This window comes from Leucobacter chinensis (assembly GCF_019049105.1).
Lineage (GTDB): Bacteria > Actinomycetota > Actinomycetes > Actinomycetales > Microbacteriaceae > Leucobacter_A > Leucobacter_A chinensis.
In genome coordinates this window covers 150,490-175,813 of record NZ_JAHQZR010000001.1, presented here as the reverse complement: position 1 = coordinate 175,813, position 25,324 = coordinate 150,490, and the positions used below count along the sequence as shown (strand labels likewise).

26 protein-coding genes and 1 other RNA gene are annotated in these 25,324 nt (G+C 62.4%); 10 read left to right on the top strand and 17 right to left on the bottom strand.

The features are described from left to right. Window position 1 precedes the first annotated feature (1 nt). Both KTJ78_RS00850 and KTJ78_RS00845 read left to right on the top strand, forming a co-directional pair. Window positions 2-181 carry a hypothetical protein gene (locus KTJ78_RS00850; RefSeq protein WP_217131811.1) on the top strand — a complete coding sequence of 60 codons (180 nt, stop codon included), beginning with the start codon at window positions 2-4 and terminating at the stop codon, window positions 179-181. Further along, on the top strand, window positions 178-561 hold the full coding sequence (locus KTJ78_RS00845) for a VOC family protein (RefSeq protein ID WP_217131808.1): 384 nt from the start codon (window positions 178-180) through the stop codon (window positions 559-561). Before KTJ78_RS00850 ends, KTJ78_RS00845 begins: the two co-directional genes overlap by 4 nt. Window positions 562-604: 43 nt before the next feature. On the opposite strand, the gene KTJ78_RS00840 is transcribed toward KTJ78_RS00845, so the two are convergent. Beyond that, window positions 605-1,096: a hypothetical protein gene (locus KTJ78_RS00840; protein WP_217131807.1), complete on the bottom strand. Its 492-nt coding sequence runs from the start codon at window positions 1,094-1,096 to the stop codon at window positions 605-607. A gap of 117 nt (window positions 1,097-1,213) precedes the next feature. Here KTJ78_RS00840 and KTJ78_RS00835 point away from each other — a divergent pair, with 117 nt between their 5' ends. After that, entirely contained in the window at window positions 1,214-1,462 is a 249-nt protein-coding gene (locus KTJ78_RS00835; protein ID WP_217131806.1) for a PLDc N-terminal domain-containing protein, read from the top strand. Window positions 1,463-1,485: 23 nt separating this feature from the next. Here the strand turns inward: KTJ78_RS00835 and KTJ78_RS00830 are convergent, their stop codons facing one another. The 3 genes from KTJ78_RS00830 to KTJ78_RS00820 are packed head-to-tail and all read right to left on the bottom strand — an operon-like array spanning window position 1,486 to window position 3,474. Then, entirely contained in the window at window positions 1,486-2,196 is a 711-nt protein-coding gene (locus tag KTJ78_RS00830; protein ID WP_217131804.1) for a hypothetical protein, read from the bottom strand. After that, entirely contained in the window at window positions 2,193-3,107 is a 915-nt protein-coding gene (locus KTJ78_RS00825) for an ATP-binding cassette domain-containing protein (RefSeq protein WP_217131802.1), read from the bottom strand. Before KTJ78_RS00825 ends, KTJ78_RS00830 begins: the two co-directional genes overlap by 4 nt. After that, window positions 3,091-3,474, bottom strand: a complete 384-nt coding sequence (locus KTJ78_RS00820; RefSeq protein ID WP_217131800.1) for a GntR family transcriptional regulator — start codon at window positions 3,472-3,474, stop codon at window positions 3,091-3,093. Before KTJ78_RS00820 ends, KTJ78_RS00825 begins: the two co-directional genes overlap by 17 nt. Window positions 3,475-3,753: 279 nt before the next feature. On the opposite strand from KTJ78_RS00820, the gene KTJ78_RS00815 reads away from it, so the two are divergent. Further along, complete coding sequence (locus KTJ78_RS00815; RefSeq protein WP_217131798.1) at window positions 3,754-5,130, top strand: NAD-dependent succinate-semialdehyde dehydrogenase; 1,377 nt, start codon at window positions 3,754-3,756, stop codon at window positions 5,128-5,130. A 227-nt stretch (window positions 5,131-5,357) separates the two neighbouring features. Here the strand turns inward: KTJ78_RS00815 and KTJ78_RS00810 are convergent, their stop codons facing one another. From KTJ78_RS00810 to KTJ78_RS00780, 7 genes are all read right to left on the bottom strand, one after another. Further along, window positions 5,358-5,696: a hypothetical protein gene (locus KTJ78_RS00810; RefSeq protein WP_217131796.1), complete on the bottom strand. Its 339-nt coding sequence runs from the start codon at window positions 5,694-5,696 to the stop codon at window positions 5,358-5,360. A 57-nt stretch (window positions 5,697-5,753) separates the two neighbouring features. Beyond that, an RNA gene (gene rnpB, locus KTJ78_RS00805) (RNase P RNA component class A) lies at window positions 5,754-6,114 on the bottom strand. Window positions 6,115-6,241: 127 nt separating this feature from the next. Beyond that, on the bottom strand, window positions 6,242-6,970 hold the full coding sequence (locus KTJ78_RS00800; protein ID WP_217131794.1) for a zinc ribbon domain-containing protein: 729 nt from the start codon (window positions 6,968-6,970) through the stop codon (window positions 6,242-6,244). 4 nt (window positions 6,971-6,974) lie between these two features. After that, window positions 6,975-7,796 (bottom strand): Nif3-like dinuclear metal center hexameric protein, encoded by an 822-nt coding sequence (locus KTJ78_RS00795; RefSeq protein WP_217131792.1) that lies wholly within the window; start codon window positions 7,794-7,796, stop codon window positions 6,975-6,977. A gap of 31 nt (window positions 7,797-7,827) precedes the next feature. Beyond that, window positions 7,828-8,487 (bottom strand): methionine ABC transporter permease, encoded by a 660-nt coding sequence (locus KTJ78_RS00790; RefSeq protein ID WP_217131790.1) that lies wholly within the window; start codon window positions 8,485-8,487, stop codon window positions 7,828-7,830. A 2-nt stretch (window positions 8,488-8,489) separates the two neighbouring features. Next, the gene (locus tag KTJ78_RS00785; protein ID WP_217131788.1) at window positions 8,490-9,518 is read right to left on the bottom strand and encodes a methionine ABC transporter ATP-binding protein; all 1,029 of its coding nucleotides are present in this window, start codon (window positions 9,516-9,518) and stop codon (window positions 8,490-8,492) included. Between the two features lie 96 nt (window positions 9,519-9,614). Then, window positions 9,615-10,526, bottom strand: coding sequence for a MetQ/NlpA family ABC transporter substrate-binding protein (locus KTJ78_RS00780; protein WP_217131786.1), 912 nt, complete (start codon window positions 10,524-10,526; stop codon window positions 9,615-9,617). Between the two features lie 207 nt (window positions 10,527-10,733). On the opposite strand from KTJ78_RS00780, the gene KTJ78_RS00775 reads away from it, so the two are divergent. Beyond that, entirely contained in the window at window positions 10,734-12,170 is a 1,437-nt protein-coding gene (locus tag KTJ78_RS00775) for a glyceraldehyde-3-phosphate dehydrogenase (protein WP_217131784.1), read from the top strand. A gap of 40 nt (window positions 12,171-12,210) precedes the next feature. After that, entirely contained in the window at window positions 12,211-13,068 is an 858-nt protein-coding gene (locus tag KTJ78_RS00770; RefSeq protein ID WP_217131782.1) for a universal stress protein, read from the top strand. A gap of 84 nt (window positions 13,069-13,152) precedes the next feature. Here KTJ78_RS00770 and KTJ78_RS00765 read toward each other — a convergent pair whose 3' ends face one another. Next, complete coding sequence (locus KTJ78_RS00765; protein WP_217131780.1) at window positions 13,153-14,271, bottom strand: metal ABC transporter substrate-binding protein; 1,119 nt, start codon at window positions 14,269-14,271, stop codon at window positions 13,153-13,155. A gap of 78 nt (window positions 14,272-14,349) precedes the next feature. On the opposite strand from KTJ78_RS00765, the gene KTJ78_RS00760 reads away from it, so the two are divergent. Further along, window positions 14,350-15,069 carry a PIG-L deacetylase family protein gene (locus KTJ78_RS00760; RefSeq protein ID WP_217131779.1) on the top strand — a complete coding sequence of 240 codons (720 nt, stop codon included), beginning with the start codon at window positions 14,350-14,352 and terminating at the stop codon, window positions 15,067-15,069. Window positions 15,070-15,074: 5 nt separating this feature from the next. On the opposite strand, the gene aztB is transcribed toward KTJ78_RS00760, so the two are convergent. Then, window positions 15,075-15,881: a zinc ABC transporter permease AztB gene (aztB, locus tag KTJ78_RS00755; RefSeq protein WP_217131778.1), complete on the bottom strand. Its 807-nt coding sequence runs from the start codon at window positions 15,879-15,881 to the stop codon at window positions 15,075-15,077. Window positions 15,882-15,908: 27 nt separating this feature from the next. Between aztB and aztA the strand changes: the two genes are divergently transcribed. Then, window positions 15,909-16,607 carry a zinc ABC transporter ATP-binding protein AztA gene (gene aztA, locus KTJ78_RS00750; RefSeq protein ID WP_217131777.1) on the top strand — a complete coding sequence of 233 codons (699 nt, stop codon included), beginning with the start codon at window positions 15,909-15,911 and terminating at the stop codon, window positions 16,605-16,607. Between the two features lie 20 nt (window positions 16,608-16,627). On the opposite strand, the gene KTJ78_RS00745 is transcribed toward aztA, so the two are convergent. Continuing rightward, window positions 16,628-17,053 carry a hypothetical protein gene (locus KTJ78_RS00745; RefSeq protein ID WP_217131776.1) on the bottom strand — a complete coding sequence of 142 codons (426 nt, stop codon included), beginning with the start codon at window positions 17,051-17,053 and terminating at the stop codon, window positions 16,628-16,630. A 239-nt stretch (window positions 17,054-17,292) separates the two neighbouring features. On the opposite strand from KTJ78_RS00745, the gene KTJ78_RS00740 reads away from it, so the two are divergent. Continuing rightward, window positions 17,293-17,541, top strand: a complete 249-nt coding sequence (locus tag KTJ78_RS00740) for a WhiB family transcriptional regulator (RefSeq protein ID WP_217131775.1) — start codon at window positions 17,293-17,295, stop codon at window positions 17,539-17,541. 195 nt (window positions 17,542-17,736) lie between these two features. Here KTJ78_RS00740 and argG read toward each other — a convergent pair whose 3' ends face one another. The 3 genes from argG to KTJ78_RS00725 are packed head-to-tail and all read right to left on the bottom strand — an operon-like array spanning window position 17,737 to window position 21,009. Beyond that, window positions 17,737-19,158 (bottom strand): argininosuccinate synthase, encoded by a 1,422-nt coding sequence (argG, locus tag KTJ78_RS00735; protein WP_217131774.1) that lies wholly within the window; start codon window positions 19,156-19,158, stop codon window positions 17,737-17,739. 10 nt (window positions 19,159-19,168) lie between these two features. Continuing rightward, window positions 19,169-20,170 carry an NAD(+) diphosphatase gene (nudC, locus tag KTJ78_RS00730; protein WP_217131773.1) on the bottom strand — a complete coding sequence of 334 codons (1,002 nt, stop codon included), beginning with the start codon at window positions 20,168-20,170 and terminating at the stop codon, window positions 19,169-19,171. 5 nt (window positions 20,171-20,175) lie between these two features. Beyond that, window positions 20,176-21,009, bottom strand: a complete 834-nt coding sequence (locus KTJ78_RS00725; protein WP_217131772.1) for an aldo/keto reductase — start codon at window positions 21,007-21,009, stop codon at window positions 20,176-20,178. A gap of 367 nt (window positions 21,010-21,376) precedes the next feature. Between KTJ78_RS00725 and hrpA the strand changes: the two genes are divergently transcribed. Next, window positions 21,377-25,306: an ATP-dependent RNA helicase HrpA gene (gene hrpA, locus KTJ78_RS00720; protein ID WP_217131771.1), complete on the top strand. Its 3,930-nt coding sequence runs from the start codon at window positions 21,377-21,379 to the stop codon at window positions 25,304-25,306. The last annotated feature ends 18 nt before the right edge of the window (window positions 25,307-25,324 follow it).

Here is a 25,324-nt window from a genome sequence, read left to right as displayed (position 1 = left end):
TATGGAAGACTACGTCTCAACGGGTGTGTTCTGGTTCACCCTCGCACTCATCAACGCAGGGCTCGCTGAGAGCAAGAACCGTTCACGCATGAACTGGTTCCTCATCAGCCTCCTGCTCGGGCCCCTCGCGACGCTCATGATCGTGGTTACCGAAAAGCCCGTAGACCGAGTGATGCGATGAGCTTCGCACACCACAGCATCAACTACCTCGAGTTGACCGTAACCAACCTGGCTGCCGCAAAGGCGTTCTACGGCGAGGCCTTCGGCTGGCAGTTCGTCGATTACGGGCCCGGCTACTCGGGCATTCTCGCCGTGGCCGATCAGCAAGCACCGTCGGGTGAATCGTACGAGGTCGGCGGGCTTGCAGAAGCAGAAGACCCGCCGCAGCCAGGTGGCCCCTTCGTCATTCTGTTCTCACGCGACCTTGAGGCAAGCCAGCGAGCAGTCGAAACCGCGGGCGGCACGATCACCGTCGCCCCGTATGCGTTTCCGGGCGGCAAGCGGTTTCACTTCGCCGACCCGAGCGGAAACGAGCTTGGCGTGTGGGCCCTGCCAGAATAGGAGCGTTCCAGACCTCCTCCGGTTCACCACGCATCGTGCCCACTCACGCTTTGCGCGCGATCACTGGGTACGGCGTGAGCGGCGCAAGCTGGGGCCGATGCGGCAGGCGAGCCGCGAGCGCGCGTTCACGGGCGTAAACGGCAGCGTCGATCCGCTGCGCGTCTTCGCGCGCTTCCCGCTCCCTCGGGAGTCGCCATGCCAGGTTCGGCGCAGACGGGGCCGGTTCTTTCTCCCACCCGCCCTCGGCGCCCGCAGCCCTAGCCGTCCAACGGCTGAGGCTCGCCCACGACTCTCGCCCGCCCTGTGCCCCCTGCCCCGCGCGGGACTGCCAATGGCCGACGCTCAACCCCACGCTGCGCACCGCCGCAGCAATCTCATGAAGCGACGCTGAGGCGCCCCACACGCGCGCCGAGATCACCTCGCCTGCCCTATCGTGCACCGTTGCCACGGTGCTTGCGGCCTCATGAATAACGATGAGCATGGTTGCTCGCTGATCGCTGAGCCGAAGTTCTGGGTTCCACATGGCTTTCATCATGCACCCAACCACCGACATCCGAGCGAACCCTCAGGCTTCACGCCGTGGCTTCGAAAAGCCACGGCGCAAAGTGCTAGGGTTTGTGCGTATGAGACATCGTCGTCAAGGAGGCACTTTGTGAACCCCGTGTCAGGCTCCCACTTGCTCGCCGGCTACCCGCTCACGGTTGCGGCCGTTGCCCTCATTGTTTTCGCGCTCTTTGTCGCGGCGGTCACCACACTCATGCGCACCCAGTCAGAGCACTCGGTCAGCGAGATTTGCTTGTGGCTGCTCGCCATCTTCTTCGTTCCAGCCCTCGGCCCACTCGCGTTTTTGAGCATCGCCGTCAAGCGTCACCACAATGACCGAAGGCAGGGCATCGCTTAGCGACCCCTGCCCTAGTCATCGACCTAGCGCACCGAAGTACGCCTCATGCAGGCCCAGGTACCAATGAGCGCAAGCGCTGCAATGCCGAGCGTCATGAGCGCAAGTTTCAGCCCGGTCACCCAGGCAACGATGTCGGCGAAGTACGGAACAGCAATGAGCACGCCGACCGCAAGCAACAGGCCGAGCGCGAGTCCAAGCACGAGTGGGCCTTTCGCCCCGAAGCGCACCCAGATTGCTCCAAAAATACTGCCAATGGTGAGGCACAGGAACACTCCGATAAACGCCGTGGCGATCAGCGTCCAGAGGTTTCCCGAACCGAGCACGGTCACATCGAAAACGTACAGGTCAAAGAACCAGTGTCCGGTTGCGAGCTCAAGCAGCAGGAGCACCGCAAGCACACCCGTGATGAACGCGGCGTGAATGAGGCTCGCGAGCGCAGTGCCAGCAACGTACGCGCGGCGGGTGGTGCCGAGCGCGAGCGCAAACGGAAAGGTCGTTGCGACGGCCTGCACACCGTAATAAATGAGAAAACCGGGAAGCGACCACATGATGCCGGCGTTATTTCGCGCCCCGGCCGCGTACTCGGGGTTGCTGGGGTCGAGCCCAGCCCGCTGTAGAGCGAGCGCGATGATGAGCGAGACGATCCACACGATAACAATGATGCCGAGCGGGGTCGCAAGCGCGGTGCCGGGCTTATTGAAATGCAGCCTCGTGACGGTGATGACCCGGTTCATGATGCGTTCCCTTCGGTGTGTGCCCCGTTACCGTTTTCGTAGGCTTCGGCAAGGCCGTATGCGGCAACGAGTTCTTGCAATGAGACGGCGGTAAGGTCGAGGCCGGCCTCGACCGCGAGCTCACGCTCCTCGCGTGACAGCGTTCCCTCAACGATCGCGGTTGCGAGGCCGCCGACGGTACGCCGCGAGATGACCTTTCGCCCCTCGAGAAACGGGGTAAGGGCCGTCACTCTGCCCGCAACGCCATAGACGCTGCCCCGCAGGCTCTCAACGTCGGCGTCTTGCACCACCCTGCCCCGGTCGAGCACAATCACTCGCTCAAGCAGGCGATCCATCTCGTCGATGAGGTGCGTCGAGAGCACGATCGTGCGCGGGTGCTCCTGGTAATCGCGCAGGAGCACGTCGTAGAAAATCGATCGTGCGGTCGCGTCGAGCCCGAGGTAGGGCTCGTCGAAAAAGGTAATCGGCGCTCGCGATGCAAGCCCAATGACGATACCAACCGCCGAGAGCTGACCCCGCGAGAGCTTGCGTATCTGGGTTTTTGCGGGAATGCGAAAGAGCCCAATGAGTTCATCGGCCAGTTCCTGCGACCAGTTGGGCGCAAAGAGCTTCGCCGCTCTGACGGCGTGGCCGAGCTTGTAGTCGTCTGGGTAGCGTTGGTTGTCTCGAATAAAGCACATCTCTGAGAGAATCGCTGCCCGTTCGAAGGGCTCCTCGCCCTGCACGAGCAACTCGCCCGACGTTGCGAGATCCTGAGCCGTAATGAGCGCCATCAGCGTGGTCTTGCCTGCGCCATTGCGTCCGAGTAGGCCAGTAATGGTGTTGGTCTGAAATGAAACGGTGACGTCATCGAGTGCGACGGTGTCGCGATAACGCCGAGTGAGATTGCGGGTTTCAATCGCGTTCGTCATGATCTGCCTCCTGAGCAGCCTGGTCTTCAATGAGTGTGTGAAGCTGCTTCGCTGAGATACCAAGCGCCGCAGCCTCACGCAGGAGTGGCTTCACATACTGGTCGACGAAAGCCCCCTGCCGGGTCTCGCCGATGCGCTCTTTCGCACCGGGAAGAACGAACATTCCGAGCCCGCGTCGCTTCTCGAGCACTCCGCGATCAACAAGCTCGTTGAGCCCCTTGCCCGCGGTCGCCGGGTTGATTCGGTGAAAGGCGGCGAGTTCATTCGTCGAGGGCACCTGGTCTCCCTCTTCGTACGCTCCACGCAAGATCGCATCGGCCAAAGCGTCAGCGAGCTGCAGAAAGATCGGCCTTGTTTCGTCAAACACGGCACCCTCCCGCCTGTTCAATGGTTCATTACTTCACTAATGAACCTATGTGGTTAACACCCCTGGTGTCAAGCTCGAAACGCCAACACCCTCGCGGATCGTCACCGCCTTCCCCTCCCGCTCACGCGCCGAGGGGCAGCCGGCAAAGCCTTCACCGAGTGTTCTCGTGCGTGTCAAGCCTCGCCCGAGTAGGCTCGTATGCATAGGGCTAACCCCTCGTTATCGCCAGGCCATTTCATATGAGCTGGCGCCAACAGTGCAGTAACTAAAGGAGATTCAATGTCGAACTATCGCGTTCAAAACCCCGCCACCGGCGAAGTCATCGAGTCGTTTGCGACCGCGACTGACTCCGAGATTGAGCAGAAGCTCGCCGCAGCCGATGCGGTCTATCGTGAGTGGCGTGAACGCAGCGTGCAGGAGCGCGCGGCAGTCGTGAAGCGCGTCGCCGAGCTCTTCGAGGAGCGCAAACAAGAACTCGCCGAGATCATCGCGCTCGAGATGGGCAAGTCACTGCCCGAATCAATCGACGAGGTCGAGTTCGCACGCGACATTATCGAGTACTACGCGGTCTACGGCCCCGGGCTCATCACCGATGCCGAGATTCCCAGCACGATTCCGGGCAAGGCCGTCATGGAATATCGCCCCATCGGAGCGCTCGTGGGCGTCATGCCGTGGAACTTCCCCTACTACCAGGTGGCCCGTTTTGCGGCGCCGAACCTCGTGCTCGGCAACACCATTCTACTCAAGCACGCCGACATTTGCGCTCGTTCTTCGCTCGCGGTACAGGCGATCATGGAAGAAGCCGGTGTGCCCGTCGGCGGCTACCAGAACGTCTTCGCCTCACACGAGCAGATCGCGACGATGATCGCCGATCCGCGCGTGCAGGGCGTCTCACTCACTGGCTCAGAGCGGGCCGGCGCGATCATCGGCGAGCAGGCGGGGCGCAACCTCAAGAAGTGCGTACTCGAGCTTGGCGGCATTGACCCCATGGTCGTGCTTGACGCCGATGACGTTGCAGCGGTTGCCCGCGACGCGTGGGAATTCCGCGTCTACAACGGCGGCCAGGTGTGCAACTCAAACAAGCGCATGATCGTCATGGACGACATCTACGACGAGTTCGTTGCCGAGCTCACGAAACTCGCGACAGGTCTCACCCCCGGCGACCAACTGAACCTCGCCGAGGGCGAGTTCGCTCCCCTCTCGTCTCGCGCCGCCGCTGAGACGGTCAACGAGCAGGTGCAGCGCGCCGTGGCAGCGGGCGCCACACTCGTCACGGGAGGCGTGCTTTCTGAAGGCCCCGCCGCCTACTTCTCACCCGCCGTACTCACCGATGTGCCCCGCGACTCGGCCTCGTATCGCGAAGAGATCTTCGGCCCCGTCGCGACCGTGTACCGCGTCTCGAGCGACGAAGAAGCTCTCGCGCTCGCGAACGATTGCGACCTGGGCCTCGGTGGCTCGGTCTTCTCGACTGACGAGGCACGCGCTGCCCGTGTCGCCTCACAGCTCGAGGTTGGCATGGCTCACGTCAACATCATCGCCGCAGAGGCCGCAGAGATCCCCTTCGGTGGCGTCAAGCGCTCGGGCTACGGCCGCGAGATGGGCCCCGTCGGCATCGGCGAGTTCGCAAACAAGCGCCTCTTCTTCGTCGCGAAGTAGCGCGCCCCCTTTTGGACGGCCAGCCGTGCGTTCCTCCGCGCGGCTGGCCGTTGGCTCGCTCGTGCCTGCTAGCCCCGTGCCGCTTTCCTTGAAATTGTTGGCAATTTTGCCTCATTTCAGACCGATTTCACGGCAGAAGTGCAAACAATTTCACGAAACGGAGCGGATCCGCACCCGCGCCCCACGCAAGTCCGGGGCCAGCCCCTACCCGACAGCCAAGCGGCGGATCATCTCGGCTTACGAATCTCGTCAACGATTGCGCCGAACGCAAGCCAGATGATCCACAGGGTAATCGCGGCTCCGACGCACCACGCGCCGATGCCAGCGAGCACGAAATCGACCCAAGAGAAAACCAGGGCGAGAACACCAACGACCGCGAGAATCCAAGCAAAATGGCCGATCGTGGCAAGTTTTGCGTTGCCGTACTTCTCTTTGATCTGCGCTTTCTGCCAGGCCTTGACCTCTTTCTCGGTCTTCTTATCAGCCCAGCTCGCACCGTCCCACCATTGGGTCTTACCTGCATCGTTTACATACCAGCCCGGCTCTGGGCTCTGCTGTTGGGTCATGGTCTTAACCATAAGCCAGTTTTCCCTCGACGAGGGCTTACGGCGAGTGATGAGTGCGGAATGGGCCAGATCATACGCCGGGTTCTGTGCGACGGCGAGCCGTCGTGACGACCATCTCTCTCGGGGTACCGTTGCCGGCACCCTCTAGCAACCAACCCGAAGACTCAGCGGGGAGCGTCATCGCCTTCTGTTCGGTCTTGCTCCAAACGAGGTTTACCTAGCCGCCCGTGTCACCACGGGCGCTGGTGAGCTCTTACCTCACCCTTTCAGCCTTACCCGGGCCGAAGCCCTGGCGGTCTACTCTCTGTTGCACTTTCTCGCGGGTTGCCCCGGGTGGGCGTTACCCACCGTTCTCCCCTGTGGAGCCCGGACGTTCCTCGGCGGGGTCAAGCCCCGACGCGGTCGCCTCACCGGCCCATTCCTAGGTTCTACTGTAGCGGGTTTCGCGTATTGTCCGCATGCTCTTAGGCGCACAGCAGCCGAACATGCGGCACAACAAGCCCGGCACGCACAAATGCGGCTCAGCGAGGCGTACTAGCGAACCCCTACTCGTCGGCGCCACGCACGAGAATCGCACCGCTCGTCGGGCAGAAGAATAGTTCGTCGGCCGGGGTGTTGCGTGCAGTTTGCAGGTCGGCCGGGTCGAGCTCCATGTTACTGCCCTCTGAGACCGTACCCCGCAGTCGTGCAGCGCCGATGCCATAGCGCTCGCGCGTGCGTTCGTACACTTCGAGCACCGGCCCCTGCACTTCGGCGGCGAGACCGGCGCGCTCCTCGTCGAGCGCTGCGAGTTCTTCGGCGATCTGCTGCTCTGCCTGGTGAATAGCGTCGCGCAACCGTTGCACCTCGGCGTCGACGTCTGAGACGTCAACGACACTCAGTGTGAACTGCCCCTCGGCGGCCTCGGCCTGCTCCATGAGTTCAAGCTGCCGGTCTTCGAGCACTCCCCGACGGCGCACGAGGGTGTCGAGCTCTTCCTGAAACGCGCTCGCTTCTTTCGCCTGGGTACTCGCGGCGAGACGCTCTGATGAGCGCTGGTGTCGTTGCTCAACGGTCGCGACCTCTTCTTCGACGCGCTGCAACTCACCACGAGCCTCTTCAACCGTGCGCTGAGCACGCATGAAGTTTGCCCGCACCTCACGCTGGCGTTCGGCGATATCCTCAAGCTCGGCACGCTCTGGCAGTTGCTTGTGGCGGCGGTTCAGGCGCAGTTTGTGGGTGTCAAGGCTCTGCAGCTCGAGCAGGAGCTGCTGTTGGCGAGGGCTAGCTTTCATGCCTTCAGCCTACCCGCAACTGCCACGGATCAGTGTTGATCTTGCTCACGACCACTTGCACTCCCGGCAACTCGGCGCGCAGTTGGCTTGCGGCACCCTCGAGCCACAGCGATTCGCTGGCCCAGTGCGCGATATCGATGAGCGCCGGCCCGCCGGTGACGAGCGATTGTTCGAGGCTTTCTTGCGCAGGGTGGTGTCTGAGGTCTGAGGTGATGTACACGTCGGCCCCGCGCACAGCCGGGTGGTCGAGCAGGCTATCGCCGGCACCTCCGCAGAGCGCTACGCGTTGCACGAGGCGCTCTGGGTCGCCTCCAACGCGAACCCCAGTCTCAGTTTTGGGAAGAAGCTCTGCGAGGCGTTCGGCGAGCGCCCGCAACGTCATCGGTTGGGCAAGATTACCGACCCGCCCGAGCCCATCGACAAGCTTCGCCCCTGGCACAATCGGAGCCGAGTGTTCGAGGCCGAGCAGGTGCGCGATGCGGTCAGAAACCCCACCCTCGGGCGTATCGGCGTTGGTGTGCGCAGCGAGGAGCGCGCACTCGGCTCGAATGAGATCGACGACGAGCGACCCCTTCGCGGTGTCGGTTGCCATCGTGTGCACCCCGCGCAGCATGAGCGGGTGGTGCGTCACGAGCAGGTCGGCACCGAACTGCACAGCCTCGTCAACCGTCGCGCGTACGGCGTCAACCGCGAGCAGAATCGTGCGGATCGGCGCCGAATTATCTCCGGTCACCAGACCCACGCGATCCCACGCTTCTGCGGTTGATTCGGGCCACAGCCGCTCGGCTACCGTGCGAACGTCGGCGAGGGTATGCAAGTCACTCATACAGCCAGTGTAGCCGCGGGCTCTGACAGACTCAGCGGCGGCGTACCTTGCGCGCGAGTGCGTTGCCCAGCACTTGAGCGAGATGCACGATGACGATCATGAGCAGCACCGCCGCCCACATGAGCTCTGGCTTGAACTGCCTGAACCCGTCAACGATCGCGAGCGTGCCGAGGCCACCACCGCCGATAACGGTCGCGATTGCCGACATGTCAACCACCGCGATAAAGGCGAAGGTGTACCCGAGAATCAGCGGGGCGAGTCCTTCGGCATAGAGCACCGTAAAGATGATGCGCAGTGGGCTCGCGCCCATTGAGCGCGCTGCCTCAATCACACCGGGATCAACCGTAAGCAGGTTCTGTTCGGCAAGCCTCGCGATGCCAAACGAAGCGGCAAACGCGAGAACGAAGATGAAGGCTTTGTTCTCGATGCCCGTGCCAACGACGAATCGCGTGAGCGGCATGAGGGCGAAGATGAGAATAACGAAGGGAATCGGCCGAAAGAAGTTCACGAGCAGGTTGAGCACGAGGTAGACGCCACGGTTCTCGAGAAGGCCGCCCTTGCGGGTCACCACGAGGGTTGTTCCGATGACGAGGCCGACAATACCGCCGACAACCATCGCGACAACCACAAAGAGCAAGGTTTCGCCGGTTGCTTGGAGCAGTTTCGGCAGCGCATCAATAATGGTTTCCATGGCTACAGCTCCTCAATGGTCGTGTGCTGCGAGAGCTCTGCAATAGCGGCGCGCACTTTCGCTTCGTCGCCGATGATTTCCATGGTGACCTGCCCGTACACTCGGCCGCTCACCTGAGTCACGCCACCGCCCTCGATGCTGCCGGTGACCCCGTGTTTCGTGAGCGTCGTGATGATGACCGGCTGATCGACCTCTCCCTCATCGGTAAACGAGATGGTCACGAGGGTGCCGCGACCACGCCGTTTAATCGCTTCGAGTACCTCGGGCGCGGGAACATTGGGCAGCGCCGTCTCAACGAAACGCCTCGTCGTGTTTTGCTGAGGGTTTGAAAACACCTGGTACGTGTCGCCCTGCTCGACGACGCGGCCCTCTTCCATCACCGTGACGCGGTCGGCAATTTGCCGCACGACCTCCATCTCGTGCGTGATGAGAATGATCGTGATGCCAAACTCGCGGTTCACCTCTTTAAGCAGCGAGAGCACCTCGGCAGAAGTTTCGGGGTCGAGCGCGCTCGTTGCTTCGTCGGCAAGCAACACACCGGGTTTCGTCGCGAGCGCTCTCGCGATACCGACGCGTTGACGCTGCCCGCCAGAAAGCTGCTCTGGGTAGGCTTGCTCTTTGCCCTTGAGGCCAACAAAGTCGAGTAGTTCAGCTGCTCTGCGCTGCCGCTCGTCTTTCGCAATACCGGCGATCTCAAGAGGGTACTCAACGTTTGCCTGCGCCGTGCGTGACTGCAGCAAATTGAACTGTTGAAAGATCATGCCGATTCCGCCGCGTACCTCACGAAGCTGCTTCTCTGAGAACCCCGTAATGAGCGTGTCACCGATAGTAATCTCGCCCGACGTTGCCCGCTCAAGGCCGTTGATGAGCCTCAGGAGCGTGCTCTTGCCCGCGCCCGAATAGCCGATAACGGCGTGAATCTCGCCCGAGGCGATGTCAATCGAGACGTCGTTGACGGCAAAAACCTCGGCCGCTTTCTTTCCGTGACCAGCAAATGACTTGCTGACCCGATCAATTTGCACTCGTGTCACGGTGCACCCTTTCGATACCAAACAGGGATCCTCCCTGCAGCGTCTATTATGACGGGCCGCGAGAGAGGATCCCTTCGTTTTTATTCGTTGGTGGCGTTACTCGCCGGCCTTCACGATCTCGAGTTGCTTTTCGAGCGCCTTCTGCAGGTCGGCTGCCGGCGTGTTCGTGATCACCGCTGTGCCGCCCGAGACATCTTGCACACCGTCGGTGACTGCTGCCGTGTTGTGGTAAATCTCAACGAGCTGCTTGTAGACCTCGTTGTCGGCGTCATCAGCGCGCACCGCAAAGATATTCACGTACGGCAACGATGATGGGTCGTTGGGGTCATCGAGGAAGAGGGCGTCGTTGAAGTCGAGGCCAGCCTTCTCAACGAAGTCGTTATTGACGACTGCGGCCGCAACGTCGTTGAGTACGCTCGCGGTCAGCGCAGCGTCGAACTCGGTAACGGTAACCTTCGACTCGTCGGTCAGCACGTCGTCGAGGGTTGATCCGGTGTTGCCCCCGTCTTTCAGCTTAATCAGCCCTGCCTGCTGCAGTACGAGCAGCGCACGTGCCTTGTTAGACGGGTCATTCGGAACAGCGATTTTCTCGCCCTTGGGAATCTCATCGATGCTCTTGTACTTCTGCGAGTGCACCGAAAGCGGGTAAATAGCCGTCGAGCCAATCGGGGTCAGATCGTCGCCGGTCGCAGCATTGTGCTCTGCGAGGAAGATGATGTGCTGGAACTGGTTAATGTCGAGGTCGCCCGCTTCGAGCGCAGGGTTCGGGAGGTTGTACTCACCGAAGTCGACAATCTTGAGGTCGATGTCGAGCTCTTCTTCGACGGCCTTTTCGTACTCTGCCCAGTACGGGTCGGCAGCGCCAACGACGCCGAGCCGAACCGTCTTCTGATCGCCGCCTTTGTCACTGGGTTCTGACGAATCTGACGAACAAGCGGTGAGTGCGCCACCTGCGAGTGCGAGAACCGCGAGCGAGGTGATCGCGGTGCGAATGGTCTTGCGTGCCATGGTGTATTCCTTAGGTCAAATATTGAGAAAGCATTGTGGGCGGTGATACTTGGAGCGCCCGAACACCCACTACTGTGACAGCTGTCGTTCTCTAGCGCGAATTCTGTGACGTTATGTGACACAAAGCATGGGATACTGGACGGGACCCTCAGTATCCCGAGGGAATATGACCCAGTTTGACTGAACAAGAAGGATCACGGAACGCATATGTCACAGCGCGCTGATGCTCATCTCGAGACTTGGAATGCGAATCAGGAGATTGCCGAGCGGATGATCCCGCTCATTGGCAAGTTGTACCGCGAGAACGATATCGTCATGTCGGTGCACGGGCGCACCCTCGTCGGCCAGAGCGCCGTTGACATCATTCGGGCTCACCACTTCGCCCGCAAGATTGATGACCAGCCGCTGCCCCTGACCGAAACGTTTGCGATTGTTGAGGCACTCACCAGCATTCAGCCTGGTCCCGCCTCGCTCGACCTCGCTCTGCTTGCAAACGAGTTTCGTGCCTCGGGCCAGAGCGACCTCTCAGCCTTCCTGACGCTGAAGCTCGCCGGCATCGCCGACGAGACCGCAGGCAGCAGCGATGTCGTGCTGTACGGCTTCGGCCGCATCGGCCGCATTCTCGCTCGCATTCTCGTTGAGCACTCAGGCAGCGGCAACGGCCTCAACCTGCGCGCGATCGTCGTGCGTAAGGGGTCAGAGAACGACCTGCAGAAGCGCGCCAACCTGCTTCGCCGCGACTCGGTTCACGGTCACTTCAATGGCCAGATTCAGGTCATCGAAGAAGAGAACGTCATTCTCGCAAACGGTGTGCGCATTCAGGTGATCTACGCGAGCGACCCAGCAACCGTCGACTACTCGCAGTACGGCATCGAGAATGCACTCGTGATCGATAACACCGGTGTGTGGCGCGACCGCGATGGCCTCAGCCAGCACCTCAAAGCAACTGGCGTTTCGCGCGTACTGCTCACAGCGCCCGGCAAGGGCGATCTCAAGAACATCGTCTACGGCGTCAACAACGATATGATCGCTGACGACGACACCGTGATCTCGGCTGCTTCGTGCACCACGAACGCGATCACGCCGGTGCTCAAGGTCATGAACGATACTTTCGGTGTCGAGCACGGTCACGTTGAGACGATTCACTCGTACACGAACGACCAAAACCTCATTGACAACTTCCACAAGGGTGACCGCCGCGGCCGCGCTGCAGCGCTCAACATGGTCATCACTGAGACCGGTGCCGCGACCGCTGTCGCAAAGGCGCTTCCCGAGCTCGAGGGCAAGCTCACGGGCAACTCGATTCGCGTACCAACCCCGAACGTCTCGCTCGCGATCCTGAACCTCAAGCTCGGCCGCGAGACGACGAAGGAAGAGCTCAACGGCCTGCTTCGCGAGATTTCGCTTACCTCGCCGCTTCGCACGCAGATCGACTACCTTGAATCGCCCGAGGTTGTTTCGACCGACTTCGTGGGCTCAAACCGCGCGGGTATCGTCGATGGGCTCGCAACGCTCGTGACCGGCGACAGCTGCGTACTCTACGTGTGGTACGACAACGAGTACGGCTACAGCTGCCAGGTGGTACGTATCGCTGAGCAGCTTTCGGGCACGCACCCTCAGCAGGTTCCCGCCCGCACGGCGTAGACTACGTAATAACCCTTCATTACGACGTGAGGAGGCCCCTATGGCCGAGAACATCATTATCGGAGTTGACGGATCAGAACAGAGCCGCGCGGCACTCGCGTGGGGTCTGGAACGAGCCAAGGAGCGTGGTGCGACGGTTGAACTGTTGCACGTTGCTGATGACTCGTTCCTCTCAGAGAGCGTTGCGTTTCTCTCAGAAGCGCAGCGTGCCTCTGAGCAGATGCTTGAGGCTGAACGAGACTACGCTCGTAGCCTCGGTTTCGAGGGCGAGCTCACCGGCACGGCTGTAGTGGGCCACCCCATCGTCGAGGTTGAGGTCGCTTCGCAGCGAGCAGATCTCCTCGTGCTCGGCGAGCACGCAGGCAGCAAGTGGGCGGGGTCGTTCTTCGGCACCCGTGCCGTGAAGATCGCAGCGGTCGCGCACTGCCCCGTTGCCGTGATTCCCACGACCCCGGTCACGAACCCGACCCGCGGCGTTGTCGTTGGCATCGACGGCTCTGAGCCTGCTCAGGCAGCGATCGACTACGCGGCCGAGGAAGCCTCGCGCCGTGGCGTCTCGCTCTCGGCGGTCTACGCCTGGATGCCACCGCTCACCCCGGGCCTCGAGTACCTCTGGAGTGAAGAGCTCATCGAGTCACAGCGCCAGGCGGCCGAAGAGGCCATCGCGATTGGTGTGAGCGGCCTCAGCACGCGCTACCCCGACCTCGAGATTCAACGCGAGATCGTCCAGGCGGCTCCCGTCTCGGCACTGTTGCAAATCGCCGAGAACGCTGAGCTGCTCGTCGTGGGAAGCCGCGGCCGTGGCTCGATCTCACGTCTCTTGCTCGGTTCGGTAAGTCACGGTGTGCTGCAGGCGCTTCCCTGCCCCGTGATCGTTACCCGCGACACCGCGAAGTAACCCCCGGCACAGAGCTGAGGGCCCGAGACCAAATGGGTTGGTCTCGGGCCCTCAGTCGTTCCTGCGGCACTACTGTGGGGGTCTTTACCGCAGGGCCTGTGCGATGCGCTCGCCGTTCATTCGCATCAGGTCAATGTACGTCGCGGGCTCCTCACCCTTTGCGGCGAGTGACTCGGTAAACAGCGATACGATCTCAACCTTGCCACCAAGCTCTGACTGGATCGTCTCAGCGAGGGCGTCTGATTGCGTCACGTCGGTGAAGACGGCTGGCACGCCGGTGGCCTCGATCGTGCGCACGATATCGTTGATCTGCGACGCGCTCGCCTGCGCAAGCGTCGAGGTTGATGGAATCATCTCGCCGACGGTCTCGAACCCGTAACGGTGCGCGAGGTAACCGAGCACACGGTGCTGCGTGATGAGCTTACGGTGGTCGTCGGGAATCTCAGCGAACTGCGCTTCGAGATCAGCGTCGAGCTTCTCGAGCTGTTCCTGGTACTCGGCTCCGTTCTCAGCAACCTTCGCGGCATCAATACCGTCAAGCTCACCGAGTTCGTGCACCATTTCCTCGACCGCGAGCGAAACCCGCTGCGGATCATGCCAGAAGTGCGGATCAATGGGCCCGTGATCATGGTCACCATGGTCGTGGCCTTCGTGCTCATCACCGTGCTCATGGTCGTCGCCATGCTCATGATCATGACCCTCGTGATCGTGATCGTGATCGTGATCGTGATCGTGATCGTGATCGTGATCGTCAGCGTCTTCAGCGTGCTCGCCTGACCCGTGATCATGGTCGCTCTGCTCGACCGCGTCGCCGTATAGGTCCACCGATTTGAGCGGCTTCACGCTCTCGCCGAGGTCAACGATGTTCACGCCATCGCTTGATGCGGCTTCGAGTTGAGGCGCCAGTGCTTCTTCAAATCCGAGACCGACCGCAAAGACGAGGTCTGCCGTGTGCAGCTGGCTAATATCCCTGGTCGAGGGCTGGTAGTCGTGTGGGTCACTGCCCGCAGGAATGAGCACCTTCACCGTTGCCTGATCGCCGACAAGCTCGGTTGCGATGTCACCGAAGATGCTCGTGGTTACGACCACGGTGGGGCCTTCTGCCCCGGCATCAGCGGGCGCTGAGCAGCCTGCAAGGCCGAGCGCGATCGCTCCTGCGGCCGCAACCGCGACCATCCGTTGTTTTTGGGGTGTCTTGTTCATGGATTCATCTTATTGATATTGATTCTCATTAGCAAATCGTCTCGGCAACACTCACAGGTAAGACGATAGGCTCACGGTATGGCCACTCTCGAACCGTTTACCCCAGACAACATCAATCGCGTACTCTGCATCGTCGCCCACCCCGACGACATGGAGTATGGCGGCTCGGCCGTTGCCGCCGAATGGGTAGCCCAGGGCATCGAGGTGAGCTACCTCCTCCTCACCGAGGGCGAGGCCGGTATTCGCGACATGGAGCCCATCAGGGTCGGCCCGATGCGCGCGGCAGAACAGCGTGAGGCCTGCGAGATCGTTGGCGTGACGTCCCTCGAGCTCCTCGACTTGCCAGACGGCCTTCTCGAAGCAAACCTTGAGACCCGCCGGGCTATCGCACGAGCCATTCGCAAACACCGACCCGATGCCGTCATGACGATGACCTGGAGCCTCGAGGCGCCGTGGGGCCTCAACCATGCCGATCACCGCGCAACCGGCATCGCGACCATTGACGCGATTCGCGATGCCGACAACCCCTGGATCTTTCCAGAACTCATCGAAGATGAGGGGCTCGAAGCCTGGAAGGCCACGTGGCTCCTCGCCATGTCACACGACCCAAGCCACGCGGTCGCGGTGAGCGAGGAGTCGAAAGAACTCGCGATCCGCTCGCTTGAAGCGCACGCAGAGTACCTCGCGGCACTGCCCGACCACCCGGCGCCCCGGGATCTCATCACGGGGATCCTCACACAGGGCGGCGAGAGCGCGGGCACGGCGCACGCGCTGCCGATCCGCCCCTATCGCATGTAACGGCGCTAGGCGCGCTTCAGCGCGGCAGAAGCGCCGAAGCACAGCACGGCAACAAGGGCGATCGACGGGCCGGCCGCCCACTCGAGAAACCACGATGCGGTGAGGCCTGCCCACACCGAGAAGATCCCCACAGCGATGGCAATAATGGTGATCTGGGTGATGTTCTTTGCCCAGACAGCCCCCGTTGCAGCGGGCGCGAGGAGCATGCCAACGACGAGCAGGGTTCCGACGGCCTGGTACGAGACCACAATCGTGAGGGCAACGCCGCCCATGAGCACGGCCTGCGAGATTCGCGGCGAAAAGCGCAACGAGTGCGCGATGCGCTCGTCAAACACCAGCGCGGTGAACGGTCGCCGAAACACCGTAAAGACGGCGATCACGAGAGCGCCGACCGAGGCGATGAGGGCAATATCGCCCCAGGTGAGGGCGAGCACATCGCCGAACAAGATCGCGGTGAGATTAATCGTGACGTTCTTGGAGGCCGAAACGATGATCACACCCACCGCGAGCATCCCCACGAAGAGTAAGCCGATCGCGGTATCACCCGCAATGCGTTTTCTGCGAGTCACGAGGCCAATGCCAACCGTCATGGCGGCAGCCGCCACAAGGGCACCGATTTGCCCCGGCAGCCCAAGCAGCACGGCTGTCGCAACGCCCGGCAACATGCCGTGCGAGAGCGCCTCGCCGAGGAACGCCATGCCCCTCAGGACAACCCAGGTTCCGACAACGGCGCTCAAGACGGCAACGATCGCACCGCCGAGCAGCGCGCGCTGCATGAACTCTGCCTGAAAAGGTTCTAGTATTCCAATCACGATTCTTAGTATAGAGTGTTAATGATAATGATTACCAATAAGCCTTCAGTTACCCTCGACGGAGTCTCGTTTGCACGCGACGAGAAGCCGATCTTCGCCGACCTCTCACTCGGCATCGAGCAGGGCGAGTTCGTCGCGCTTCTCGGGACCAACGGGAGTGGTAAATCAACACTGCTCGACCTCATCGCGGGCGTTTTGAAGCCCGACAAAGGAACCGTCACACGAGCCGAAGAGCGCTACGCTTTCGTTCCGCAGCGCAGCCACGTGAGCGAGCAGACCCCCATGACCGTTGCGAGCGCCGTCGCCATGGGCCGCTGGGGCAACCGGGGCATGCTCGGGCGGCTCACGAAAGAAGACCGCGCAGAAATCGACAGCCGCATGGAGCAGCTCAATATCGCCGATCTCAGGAACGCCCAGTTTTCACGCCTCTCGGGCGGGCAAAGGCAGCGTGTACTCATCGCGCAGGCTCTCACCCAAAGGGCTCCGCTCCTGCTCCTCGACGAGCCAGAGGCGGGCCTCGACAGTCAGGCTCGGGCGATCATTCAGCAGGTGCTCGCCGACGAAGTGGCCCTCGGCACGACCGTCGTACTCGCGACGCACGAGCTCGATTCAGCGAGGCGCACGCAACGGTGTCTCCTCATCCAGGCAAACGCCGGCGGAATCGTCGCCGATGGCGCCCCCGACGAGACCCTCAGCGACAGCACGCTCGCCCTCGCCTTCCACTAGGCGCGAGGGCCAGCGAGTCGCTACTCAGCGACCTCGCGCTGCGCCTTACCGGGAAGCGTCATGACTACCCCGGCGAGCCCCGCGACACCGAGCAGCAAGAGGCCCCATCCAATGAGCGGGGTACCGAGAATGCCCTGCAGTACTCCCGTTGCCGCAGCAACAACGAGCACCTGTACCGTGAGGTGAGACGAACGTGCCCAGTTGCGGCGGCGAAGCGAACCGACAAACGTGATCACGATCCACAAGGCCGCGAGCAGCATCGTGAGCACGAGCGCGATGCCCTGAACCGTGACCATCGAGCGATTCTCGTCGAGCGCCGGGTTTTGGGCGTCGGTCACCGCGCTCACGATCGAGTTCCAGGTCACCCAGAACACCCCGAGCCCCTCAATTGCGAGCACCATAATAATAAGCGCCCAGCCGAGGCCTCGCAGCTTTGACTGATTCATGTATCAGCGATCTCCTTCATCGTGTTCAATACCAATGATTCTGCCCGGTTTTTCTGGGAGAACTGGGGTTTTCGTACTGACATTCTCAAAAACCCTTGATTTGCCCCGGCTTTCATGGGACCATAAACATCGTCGAGTTTCGCGCACACCGTGGTGGGCTGACTCAATCAGTCACGAGTGCGTGGCGATCGAAACTGACGCTTTGTGTTCGATGCGCCACTTTAATGGTAGGAGAAAACATGGATTGGCGCGAACAAGCGGCTTGCCTTACTGCAGACCCCGAACTCTTTTTCCCGGTCGGTAACACCGGCCCGGCGGTCGAGCAGATTGAACGCGCAAAGTCGGTCTGTGCACGCTGCCCAGTCACCGAAATGTGCCTTCAGTACGCAATGGACACGGGCCAGGATTCAGGCGTCTGGGGCGGCCTAAGCGAAGACGAGCGCCGTGCACTCAAGCGCCGCGCAGCTCGCGCACGCCGCGCTTCATAAGTAAGCGCTCACACACGTTCACGTCTCGTAAGAGACGAAAGAAGGGGCGAAACCACCTGAGTGGTTTCGCCCCTTCTTTCGTTGTCTGAAGTTCTTCGGGCCGGTCTCTACGGGCGTGGCCCGCGACCGGCGCCGATCCGCCGCAAAAGGTGGCACGGGCCTCGCCCGGCCACACCCTCGCAGCGGATCCGCGACTTAGTCGGTGCCAAGGTCGAAGGCAGCGCCGAGGCCAAGCTCGTCAGCGGCCTGGTCTACCTCGTCACTGTTCGTCATGATCTCCTGCGCTTCGCCCACTTCGAGCTCACCAACGAGGTCAGAAACGACCCCGCCGACTAGGCCGAGGCTCGCATACTGCTCGAGGCGGTGACGCGAATCGGCGATATCGAGGTTGCGCATGGTGAGCTGACCGATGCGATCTTCGGGGCCGAACGCCGCGTCACCCACGCGCTCCATCGAGAGCTTCTCAGGGTGGTAGCTGAGGCTCGGGCCCGTCGTGTCGAGAATCGTGTAGTCGTCGCCGCGACGCAGGCGCAGGGTAACCTCACCCGTGATCGCTGAGCCAACCCAGCGCTGCAGCGACTCGCGCAGCATGAGCGACTGGGGGTCAAGCCAGCGGCCCTCGTACATGAGGCGGCCGAGACGGCGGCCCTCATTGTGGTAGCTCGCAACGGTGTCTTCGTTGTGAATCGCGTTCACGAGACGCTCGTAGGTAATGTGCAGGAGCGCCATGCCCGGAGCCTCGTAGATGCCGCGTGACTTCGCCTCGATGATACGGTTTTCGATCTGGTCTGAAACGCCGAGGCCGTGGCGGCCACCGATCGCGTTTGCTTCGAGCACGAGCGCGACGGGATCGTCGTACTCAACGCCGTTGATTGCGACGGGACGCCCCGCTTCGAAACGCACCGAGACCTCTTCGGTCTTGATGTCGATGTCTTCGCGCCAGGCGGCAACACCCATGATTGGCTCGACAATGTCGAGGCCCGCGTTCAAGAATTCAAGGGCCTTCGCCTCGTGAGTCGCGCCCCAGATGTTGGCGTCGGTCGAGTATGCCTTCTCGGTCGAGTCACGGTACGGGTAGCCGTTGGCAACGAGCCACTCGCTCATCTCGTGACGCCCGCCAAGCTCTTCAACAAACTGCTTGTCGAGCCAGGGCTTGTAGATGCGCAGGCGGGGGTTGGCCATGAGGCCGTAGCGGTAGAAGCGCTCGATGTCGTTGCCTTTGTAGGTCGAGCCGTCGCCCCAAATATCAACGCCGTCTTCTTTCATGGCGCGAACGAGCAGCGTGCCCGTCACCGCGCGGCCGAGTGGCGTCGTGTTGAAGTAGGTCTTGCCACCCGAGCGCACGTTGAACGCGCCAGTCTGCAGAGCAACGAGGCCCTCTTCAACGAGCGGCAGCTTTGCATCGACGTGGCGTGCGATCTCGGCACCGTACTCCTTGGCGCGGCCAGCGACACCGTCGATGTCGGGCTCGTCATACTGGCCGATATCGGCCGTGTACGTGCAGGGAACGGCGCCATTCTCGCGCATCCACGCAACAGCGCACGAGGTGTCGAGACCGCCAGAGAAGGCGATGCCGACGCGCTCGCCTACAGGAAGAGATGAAAGAACATTAGACATACCCTCAATCTTACGGGGTATTGAGCGCCTCGCCGAGCCATGTGTCAATGATCGCCCGCGCGATCGACGCCTTTCCAGGCAAAATGACCGTTCCAGCGGTAACTTCGGCCTCGAGTTCGGCACGGGTGAACCATTTCGTCTCACGTATTTCGACGCCGTCTGGCCGGGTCGAGTCGACGCCCCCGGTCAACCGCGCACGAAACCCCAGCATGAGCGAGGCCGGAAACGGCCATGGCTGGCTCGCGAGGTACGTCGGGTCGCTCACCCGCACGCCGCTCTCTTCGAACACCTCGCGCTTGACCGCCTGCTCGAGCGATTCGCCCGGGTCAACGAAACCCGCGATAAGCGAATACACCCGCGAGTCCCAGGCCATGTTTGAGGCGAGCAAGAGGCGATCTTCATCGTCGAGCACGGCAATAATCACGGCTGGGTCGGTCCGTGGAAAGAGTTCGGCGCCGCTCACCTCGTCAACGCGCACCCAGCCGCCGTTCGTGACCCTGGTCGCGTGACCGGTCGTCGGGGAAAATGGATGCGACCGATGCCAGTTTGCGAGCGCAACGGCACGGGTTGCAAGACCGACGTCACGAGCATCGAGCTCAGCGCTCATCGCCCGCAGCGGTTTCCACTGCCCCGCGGTGATGTGCTCAGCTTCGTGTTCGTCGACGAGCACGGCGATCACGGGGGCTCCGGCGCTCTCGGCGCCGGGTGCCGCCGCAACGAGCACTCCGTCGTCAGGAATGCCCTCTTCGGTCTCGACTCTGCCGAGGTACAACCTCAACGCCGCGTCGGCGCCTGCTGTGTCGCCCAACTGCTCGGGCGAGAGCAACGCGAGCCGGCCAGCGGCGTCGACGAGTACCCTGTCGCCCTGCAGCGGCAACACGAGCGTGCCCGGTCTCGACCAGAGTTCGGCAAACATCGCCTCCTGGTCGATACCTTGGGCGTCAAGTGAGTGGTCGGGAACGGGGTCATGAAACGCGAGGCGTTGCTGCACCTCGCGCCAGTTCGTACCCACGGGAGTTACCCGTCGTATGAACGCGGATCAGGCCCGTAGTTCGTCGCCGACTCTAGTTCGTCAATGGCCTGGTGCTCGGCAGGGCTCAGCGCGAAGTCGAAGATTGCCGCGTTCTCGGTGAGGCGTGCAGGCGTTTGCGTCTTTGGAATAACGACGGCGCCACGCTCGACGTGCCAGCGAAGCACGACCTGACCCGGAGTCTTGCCGTGGGCCTGCGCAGCCGCAAGCACTGCCTCGCGGCTCAGGAGGTCGCTCTTGCCCTGCGCAAGCGGGCCCCACGACTCGATGATGATGCCACGCTCGGTGCAGTAATCGACGAGCTCCTTGCGCTGGTTCTCTGGGTGCAGCTCAATCTGGTTCACCGCGGGCACGACGCCGGTCGCGTCGATGATCTGCTCAAGGTGCTCAATCTCAAAGTTGCACACGCCGATTGAACGGGCGCGACCTGACTCGGCGATCTTCACGATGCCCTCCCACGCGGGCAGCGCGGTGTCTCGTTTTGGCAGCGGCCAGTGCAAGAGGTAGAGATCAACACCGTCGAGCCCAAGGCGATCAAGCGAGCGCTCAAAGCCACCGATGGGGTCAGTCTGTTCGGTGTTCGCGAGCTTCGTCGTCACGAAGAGATCATCGCGAGCGATGCCAGAGGCAGCGATTGCGCGGCCAACTTCTTCTTCGTTCTGGTACACCATCGCGGTGTCAATGTGGCGGTAGCCGACGGCGAGCGCCTCGGCAACGATGCTCTCGCAGGTTTCACCCTGCATGAGAAACGTGCCGAGCCCGAGCTGCGGAATCGTGTTGCCGTCGAGCAGCGAAAGCGTTGGTACCTCAGTGTTCGTCATGCACCCCACTCTAGTCGGTGTCGGTGAGTGCCGACAGGGTGCCTGTGGAGAATTCACGTGTTGGTCACGCCTACTCGGCCTACCGCCAAATTGTTTGCAATTTTCACCCGAAAACTCCCTTTTTACCCCTAAAATTGCCAACAATTTCGCGAGGCACCGCCTTTCCACGTGCAACCGGCGCGGGGCCGCTCACGCAACCGGCGCGTGGTCGCTCGCGTAACCGGTACGGGGCCGCTCGCGCAACCGGCGTGCCCTACCCCTCGCGCGCGCCGTGGCCGCCCCTCGCGCGTCCCCTGGCAGCCCCCGCCCGCTGTGCCTTCCGGGCCGTCCAGCCGCGAAACGCAACCTGCGCGATAATGGAAGCAGTATGCAAGACATCACGTTCCCTCCCGAGCTTCCCGTCACTCAGCGCAGAGACGATATTGCTCGCGCCATCTCAGACCATCAGGTCGTGATTGTCGCGGGTGAAACGGGCTCGGGCAAGACGACCCAGCTCCCGAAGATCGCCCTGCAGCTCGGCGCAAAGCGCATCGCGCACACGCAGCCCCGCCGTATCGCGGCAAGGGCCGTCGCCGAGCGTATCGCCGAAGAGCTCGGGAGCGAGCTCGGTGACCTCGTAGGCTACCAGGTGCGCTTTACCGACAAGGTCTCGGCCGACACCCGCGTGCGGGTGATGACCGACGGGATCTTGCTCAACCAGATTCACCGTGACAAGCTCCTCAAGCAGTACGACACGATCATCATCGATGAGGCGCACGAGCGCAGTCTCAACATCGACTTTCTGCTCGGCTGGCTGCACCGCATTCTGCCCAAGCGTCCCGATCTCAAGGTCATCATTACCTCGGCGACGATCGACCCAGAGTCGTTCGCAAAGCACTTCGCTGATTCCCGTGGCAACCCTGCGCCGGTCATCGAGGTATCTGGCCGCACCTACCCCGTCGAGGTGCGGTACCGCCCGCTGGACCCAGACCCAGCCCCAGACCCCAACGCAGGCACCGACACAGCTACCGGCGCAAAAGCAGCTCAGCGTGACACGCTTTCCAGCGGCAGCAACAAGAGCGCCAACGCTAACGCCAATCCCAGCGGCAAACGCAAGCAGCCCGCCCAGCGTGCCGAGCCGCTCGAACTCGTCGACGCGATCGAGCAGAGCGTCGTCGAGATCACCCGCGAGGGCCCCGGCGACATTCTCGTGTTCCTCTCTGGAGAGTCTGAGATTCGAGACGCGCAAGACACGCTGCAGGGGCTCAACGCCAGGCTTCGACAGCCGCTCGAGATTCTTCCGCTCTACGGCAGGCTGAGCGCGGCCGAGCAGCACCGGGTTTTCTCGAGGTCTGGCTCGTCAAGGCGCGTCATTCTTGCGACGAACGTCGCCGAGACGAGCCTCACGGTGCCGGGCATCGTCTACGTCATCGACGGCGGCACCGCTCGCATCTCGCGCTATAACACCCGTAGTAAGGTGCAGCACCTGCCCATCGAGGCGATCTCGCAGGCGAGCGCTGGCCAGCGAGCAGGTCGCGCTGGGCGCACGCAGCCGGGCGTCGTCGTGCGCCTCTATAGCGAAGAAGACTATCTCGCGCGGCCCGAGTACACCGACCCCGAGATTTTACGCACGGGCCTCGCCTCGGTCATGCTGCAGATGATGAGCCTCGGGCTTGGCGACATCGCGAAGTTTCCGTTTCTCACCCCGCCCGATAAGCGCGGTATCTCTGACGGCCTGACGCTGCTCACCGAACTCGGCGCGGTCGAGAAGGGCCGCATCACGCGCATCGGCAGAGCCCTTTCACGGCTGCCGATCGAGCCACGGTTCGCCCGCATGCTCGTCGAGGCGCAGCGCTTTGGGGTGACCGACGAGGTTCGGGCGCTCGTCGCCGGTCTCACGATTCAAGACGTGCGCGAGCGGCCCGAGGCCGAGCGCGGCCGTGCCGACCAGTTGCATGCCCGCTTCACCGACCCCGAGGGCGACCTCATCACACTGCTCAACCTGTGGAACTACCTACAGGAGCAGCAGCACGCCCTTTCGTCATCGGCATTTCGAAGGCTGTGCCGCAAGGAGTTTCTCAACTACTTGCGGGTGCGTGAGTGGATGGACCTCGTTCGCCAGCTCACGAGCGCGACCAAAAACATGCCGGTCTTAGGCGACGAGGTTGCGACGGGATCTCCCGCCGAGGCGATCCACCGCGCGGTGCTCGCGGGGCTCCTCTCGCGGCTCGGCGTGCGCGATGACGCGCAACGCCGTGATATTCGCGGATCGAAGCGCAAGAAAGCCCAGGAGTACATCGGGTCTCGCGGCACGCGCTTCGTGCTCTTTCCCGGATCGGTTCTCGCGAAAGCGCCGCCGGAGTTTGTCATGAGCGTCGAACTCGTCGAGACCTCGCGTCTTTTCGCGCGCGGTAACGCTGTCGTGAACCCGGCGTGGGCCGAAGAACTCGCAGGCACGCTCGCCAAACGACAGGTTTCTGAACCGCACTGGGAGAAATCGCAGGGCGCGGCCGTCGCGTACGAGCGCGTCACGCTCTTCGGCGTGCCACTCATCGAGCGTCGCCGCATTCAGTTTGCGCGAGTCGACGCCGAGCATGCACGCGAGCTCTTCATTCGGCACGCGCTCGTCGAGGGCGACTGGGATTCGCCGCAGGCCTTCGACCGCGCAAACTGGCAGCTGCGTCGCGAGCTTGAACAGCTTGAGGAGCGTAGCCGCAGGCGCGATATTGTCGCAGACGACGATGCCATCTACGCATTTTACGACGAGCGCATTCCGGCCGATGTCGTGTCGATGCGCAGCTTCGAGGGGTGGTGGCGAAAGCAGCAGAACGAGACCCCCAAACTGCTGCACCTCACCCGCGACGATCTCGTCGAGGGCGAAGAAGCGAGCGACACCGAGTTTCCTCGGGTGTGGCAGTACGGTGACCAACGTCTCAAGCTGCGGTACCGCTTCGACCCGACGGCGCAAGACGACGGGGTCACCCTCAGTGTCCCCCTGCCGTTACTCCCCCGTCTCGAGCAGGCAGACTTCGCGAAGCTCGTTCCCGGGTTTCGCGAAGAACTCGTCGCCAACCTCATCAAGTCGCTGCCCAAGAGCATTCGTAAGCACGTGGTTCCCGCCAACGACTGGGCGAAGCGCCTGCTCGATGAAATCGGGACAGAGCTCGATCGCGAAGACTCGCCCTCGCTCACCACGTTGCTCGCGGGAGCGATCCGCCGCCACACCTCTCAGCCCGTCACGGCCGACGACTTCGACCTCGAACGCCTGCCGAACCATCTCACCCCGACGTTCAGGGTCATTGACGAGCGTGGCAAGACGCTCGGCGCCGGCAAAGACGTCGACCAGCTCAAGCACACGTTCAAAGACCAGGTGCGCGGCAAGGTCGCGAGCGTCACGCAGCGGGTACAGCCGGGTGCTGTGACCCACGAGATCGAGCAGAAGGGGCTCACCTCGTGGAGCTTTGGCGACCTGCCCGAGCACATCGACGCGGCGTACGACAAACGGGGCCACGGCGGCGTTGTGCGCGCCTACCCCGCCATCGTCGATCGAAAGAAGCACGTCGACATCGTGCTCGTCGCTGATCAGGCCGAGCAGCGCAGGCTGAGCGCCCGGGGCGTGCGCAGGCTCGTGCTGCTCAGCACGCCGAGCCCCGCCTCGTACATTCGCGAGCACCTCTCGAACGACGAGAAGCTGCTCTTAGGCGGCGGCCCGTACCGAACGCTCGACGAGGCCATCACCGACGTGAGTCTTGCGACCGTTGACGGTCTCATCGAGCGCCTCGCTCCGGGAGGCGTGGTGCGCGAGACCGCCGTGTTCGAAAAGATTGCCGACACCTACGCCCGCACCCTCATCGACGATATTTACCGCGGCATCGCTCTCACCGCGGCGACCCTCAACGAGGCGAGGCTCGCGCGCAAGGCGATCGAGAAGGCGACCTCGCTGCACACGCTCGGCCAGGTGAAAGACGCTTCGGCACAGCTCGACGCACTCGTCTTCCAGGGTTTCGTGTCTCGCACCGGGCTCGCCCAGCTCGACCGGCTGCCGGTGTACTTGCGCGCGATCCGCCATCGCATGGAGCAGTTGCAGGCGAACGCCGGCCGCGATCGCGTGTGGCAGAACGAGATCGATCGCGTGAGCGAGGCATACGAGAAGGCGGGCGGATCATTCCCGCTCACCCCGGATGCCCCAAGCCCACTTCCCGAGGTTCGCTGGCTGATCGAAGAGCTGCGCATCAGTCTCTTCGCGCAGCAACTCGGCACCCGCGGAACGGTCTCTGCGAAGCGCATCATGAAGGCGCTCACGGGTCAGGCTCAGTAACCGCTGGTCAGTTCTGAG

Coding starts and splice junctions, on each gene's coding strand:
- KTJ78_RS00850 (WP_217131811.1), top strand. CDS start 2: ATGGAAGACTACGTCTCAACGGGTGTGTTCTGGTTCACCCTCGCACTC.
- KTJ78_RS00845 (WP_217131808.1), top strand. CDS start 178: ATGAGCTTCGCACACCACAGCATCAACTACCTCGAGTTGACCGTAACC.
- KTJ78_RS00840 (WP_217131807.1), bottom strand. CDS start 1,096: ATGATGAAAGCCATGTGGAACCCAGAACTTCGGCTCAGCGATCAGCGA.
- KTJ78_RS00830 (WP_217131804.1), bottom strand. CDS start 2,196: ATGAACCGGGTCATCACCGTCACGAGGCTGCATTTCAATAAGCCCGGC.
- KTJ78_RS00825 (WP_217131802.1), bottom strand. CDS start 3,107: ATGACGAACGCGATTGAAACCCGCAATCTCACTCGGCGTTATCGCGAC.
- KTJ78_RS00815 (WP_217131798.1), top strand. CDS start 3,754: ATGTCGAACTATCGCGTTCAAAACCCCGCCACCGGCGAAGTCATCGAG.
- KTJ78_RS00810 (WP_217131796.1), bottom strand. CDS start 5,696: ATGACCCAACAGCAGAGCCCAGAGCCGGGCTGGTATGTAAACGATGCA.
- KTJ78_RS00800 (WP_217131794.1), bottom strand. CDS start 6,970: ATGAAAGCTAGCCCTCGCCAACAGCAGCTCCTGCTCGAGCTGCAGAGC.
- KTJ78_RS00795 (WP_217131792.1), bottom strand. CDS start 7,796: ATGAGTGACTTGCATACCCTCGCCGACGTTCGCACGGTAGCCGAGCGG.
- KTJ78_RS00790 (WP_217131790.1), bottom strand. CDS start 8,487: ATGGAAACCATTATTGATGCGCTGCCGAAACTGCTCCAAGCAACCGGC.
- KTJ78_RS00780 (WP_217131786.1), bottom strand. CDS start 10,526: ATGGCACGCAAGACCATTCGCACCGCGATCACCTCGCTCGCGGTTCTC.
- KTJ78_RS00775 (WP_217131784.1), top strand. CDS start 10,734: ATGTCACAGCGCGCTGATGCTCATCTCGAGACTTGGAATGCGAATCAG.
- KTJ78_RS00770 (WP_217131782.1), top strand. CDS start 12,211: ATGGCCGAGAACATCATTATCGGAGTTGACGGATCAGAACAGAGCCGC.
- KTJ78_RS00765 (WP_217131780.1), bottom strand. CDS start 14,271: ATGAACAAGACACCCCAAAAACAACGGATGGTCGCGGTTGCGGCCGCA.
- KTJ78_RS00760 (WP_217131779.1), top strand. CDS start 14,350: ATGGCCACTCTCGAACCGTTTACCCCAGACAACATCAATCGCGTACTC.
- aztA (WP_217131777.1), top strand. CDS start 15,909: ATGATTACCAATAAGCCTTCAGTTACCCTCGACGGAGTCTCGTTTGCA.
- KTJ78_RS00745 (WP_217131776.1), bottom strand. CDS start 17,053: ATGAATCAGTCAAAGCTGCGAGGCCTCGGCTGGGCGCTTATTATTATG.
- KTJ78_RS00740 (WP_217131775.1), top strand. CDS start 17,293: ATGGATTGGCGCGAACAAGCGGCTTGCCTTACTGCAGACCCCGAACTC.
- argG (WP_217131774.1), bottom strand. CDS start 19,158: ATGTCTAATGTTCTTTCATCTCTTCCTGTAGGCGAGCGCGTCGGCATC.
- KTJ78_RS00725 (WP_217131772.1), bottom strand. CDS start 21,009: ATGACGAACACTGAGGTACCAACGCTTTCGCTGCTCGACGGCAACACG.
- hrpA (WP_217131771.1), top strand. CDS start 21,377: ATGCAAGACATCACGTTCCCTCCCGAGCTTCCCGTCACTCAGCGCAGA.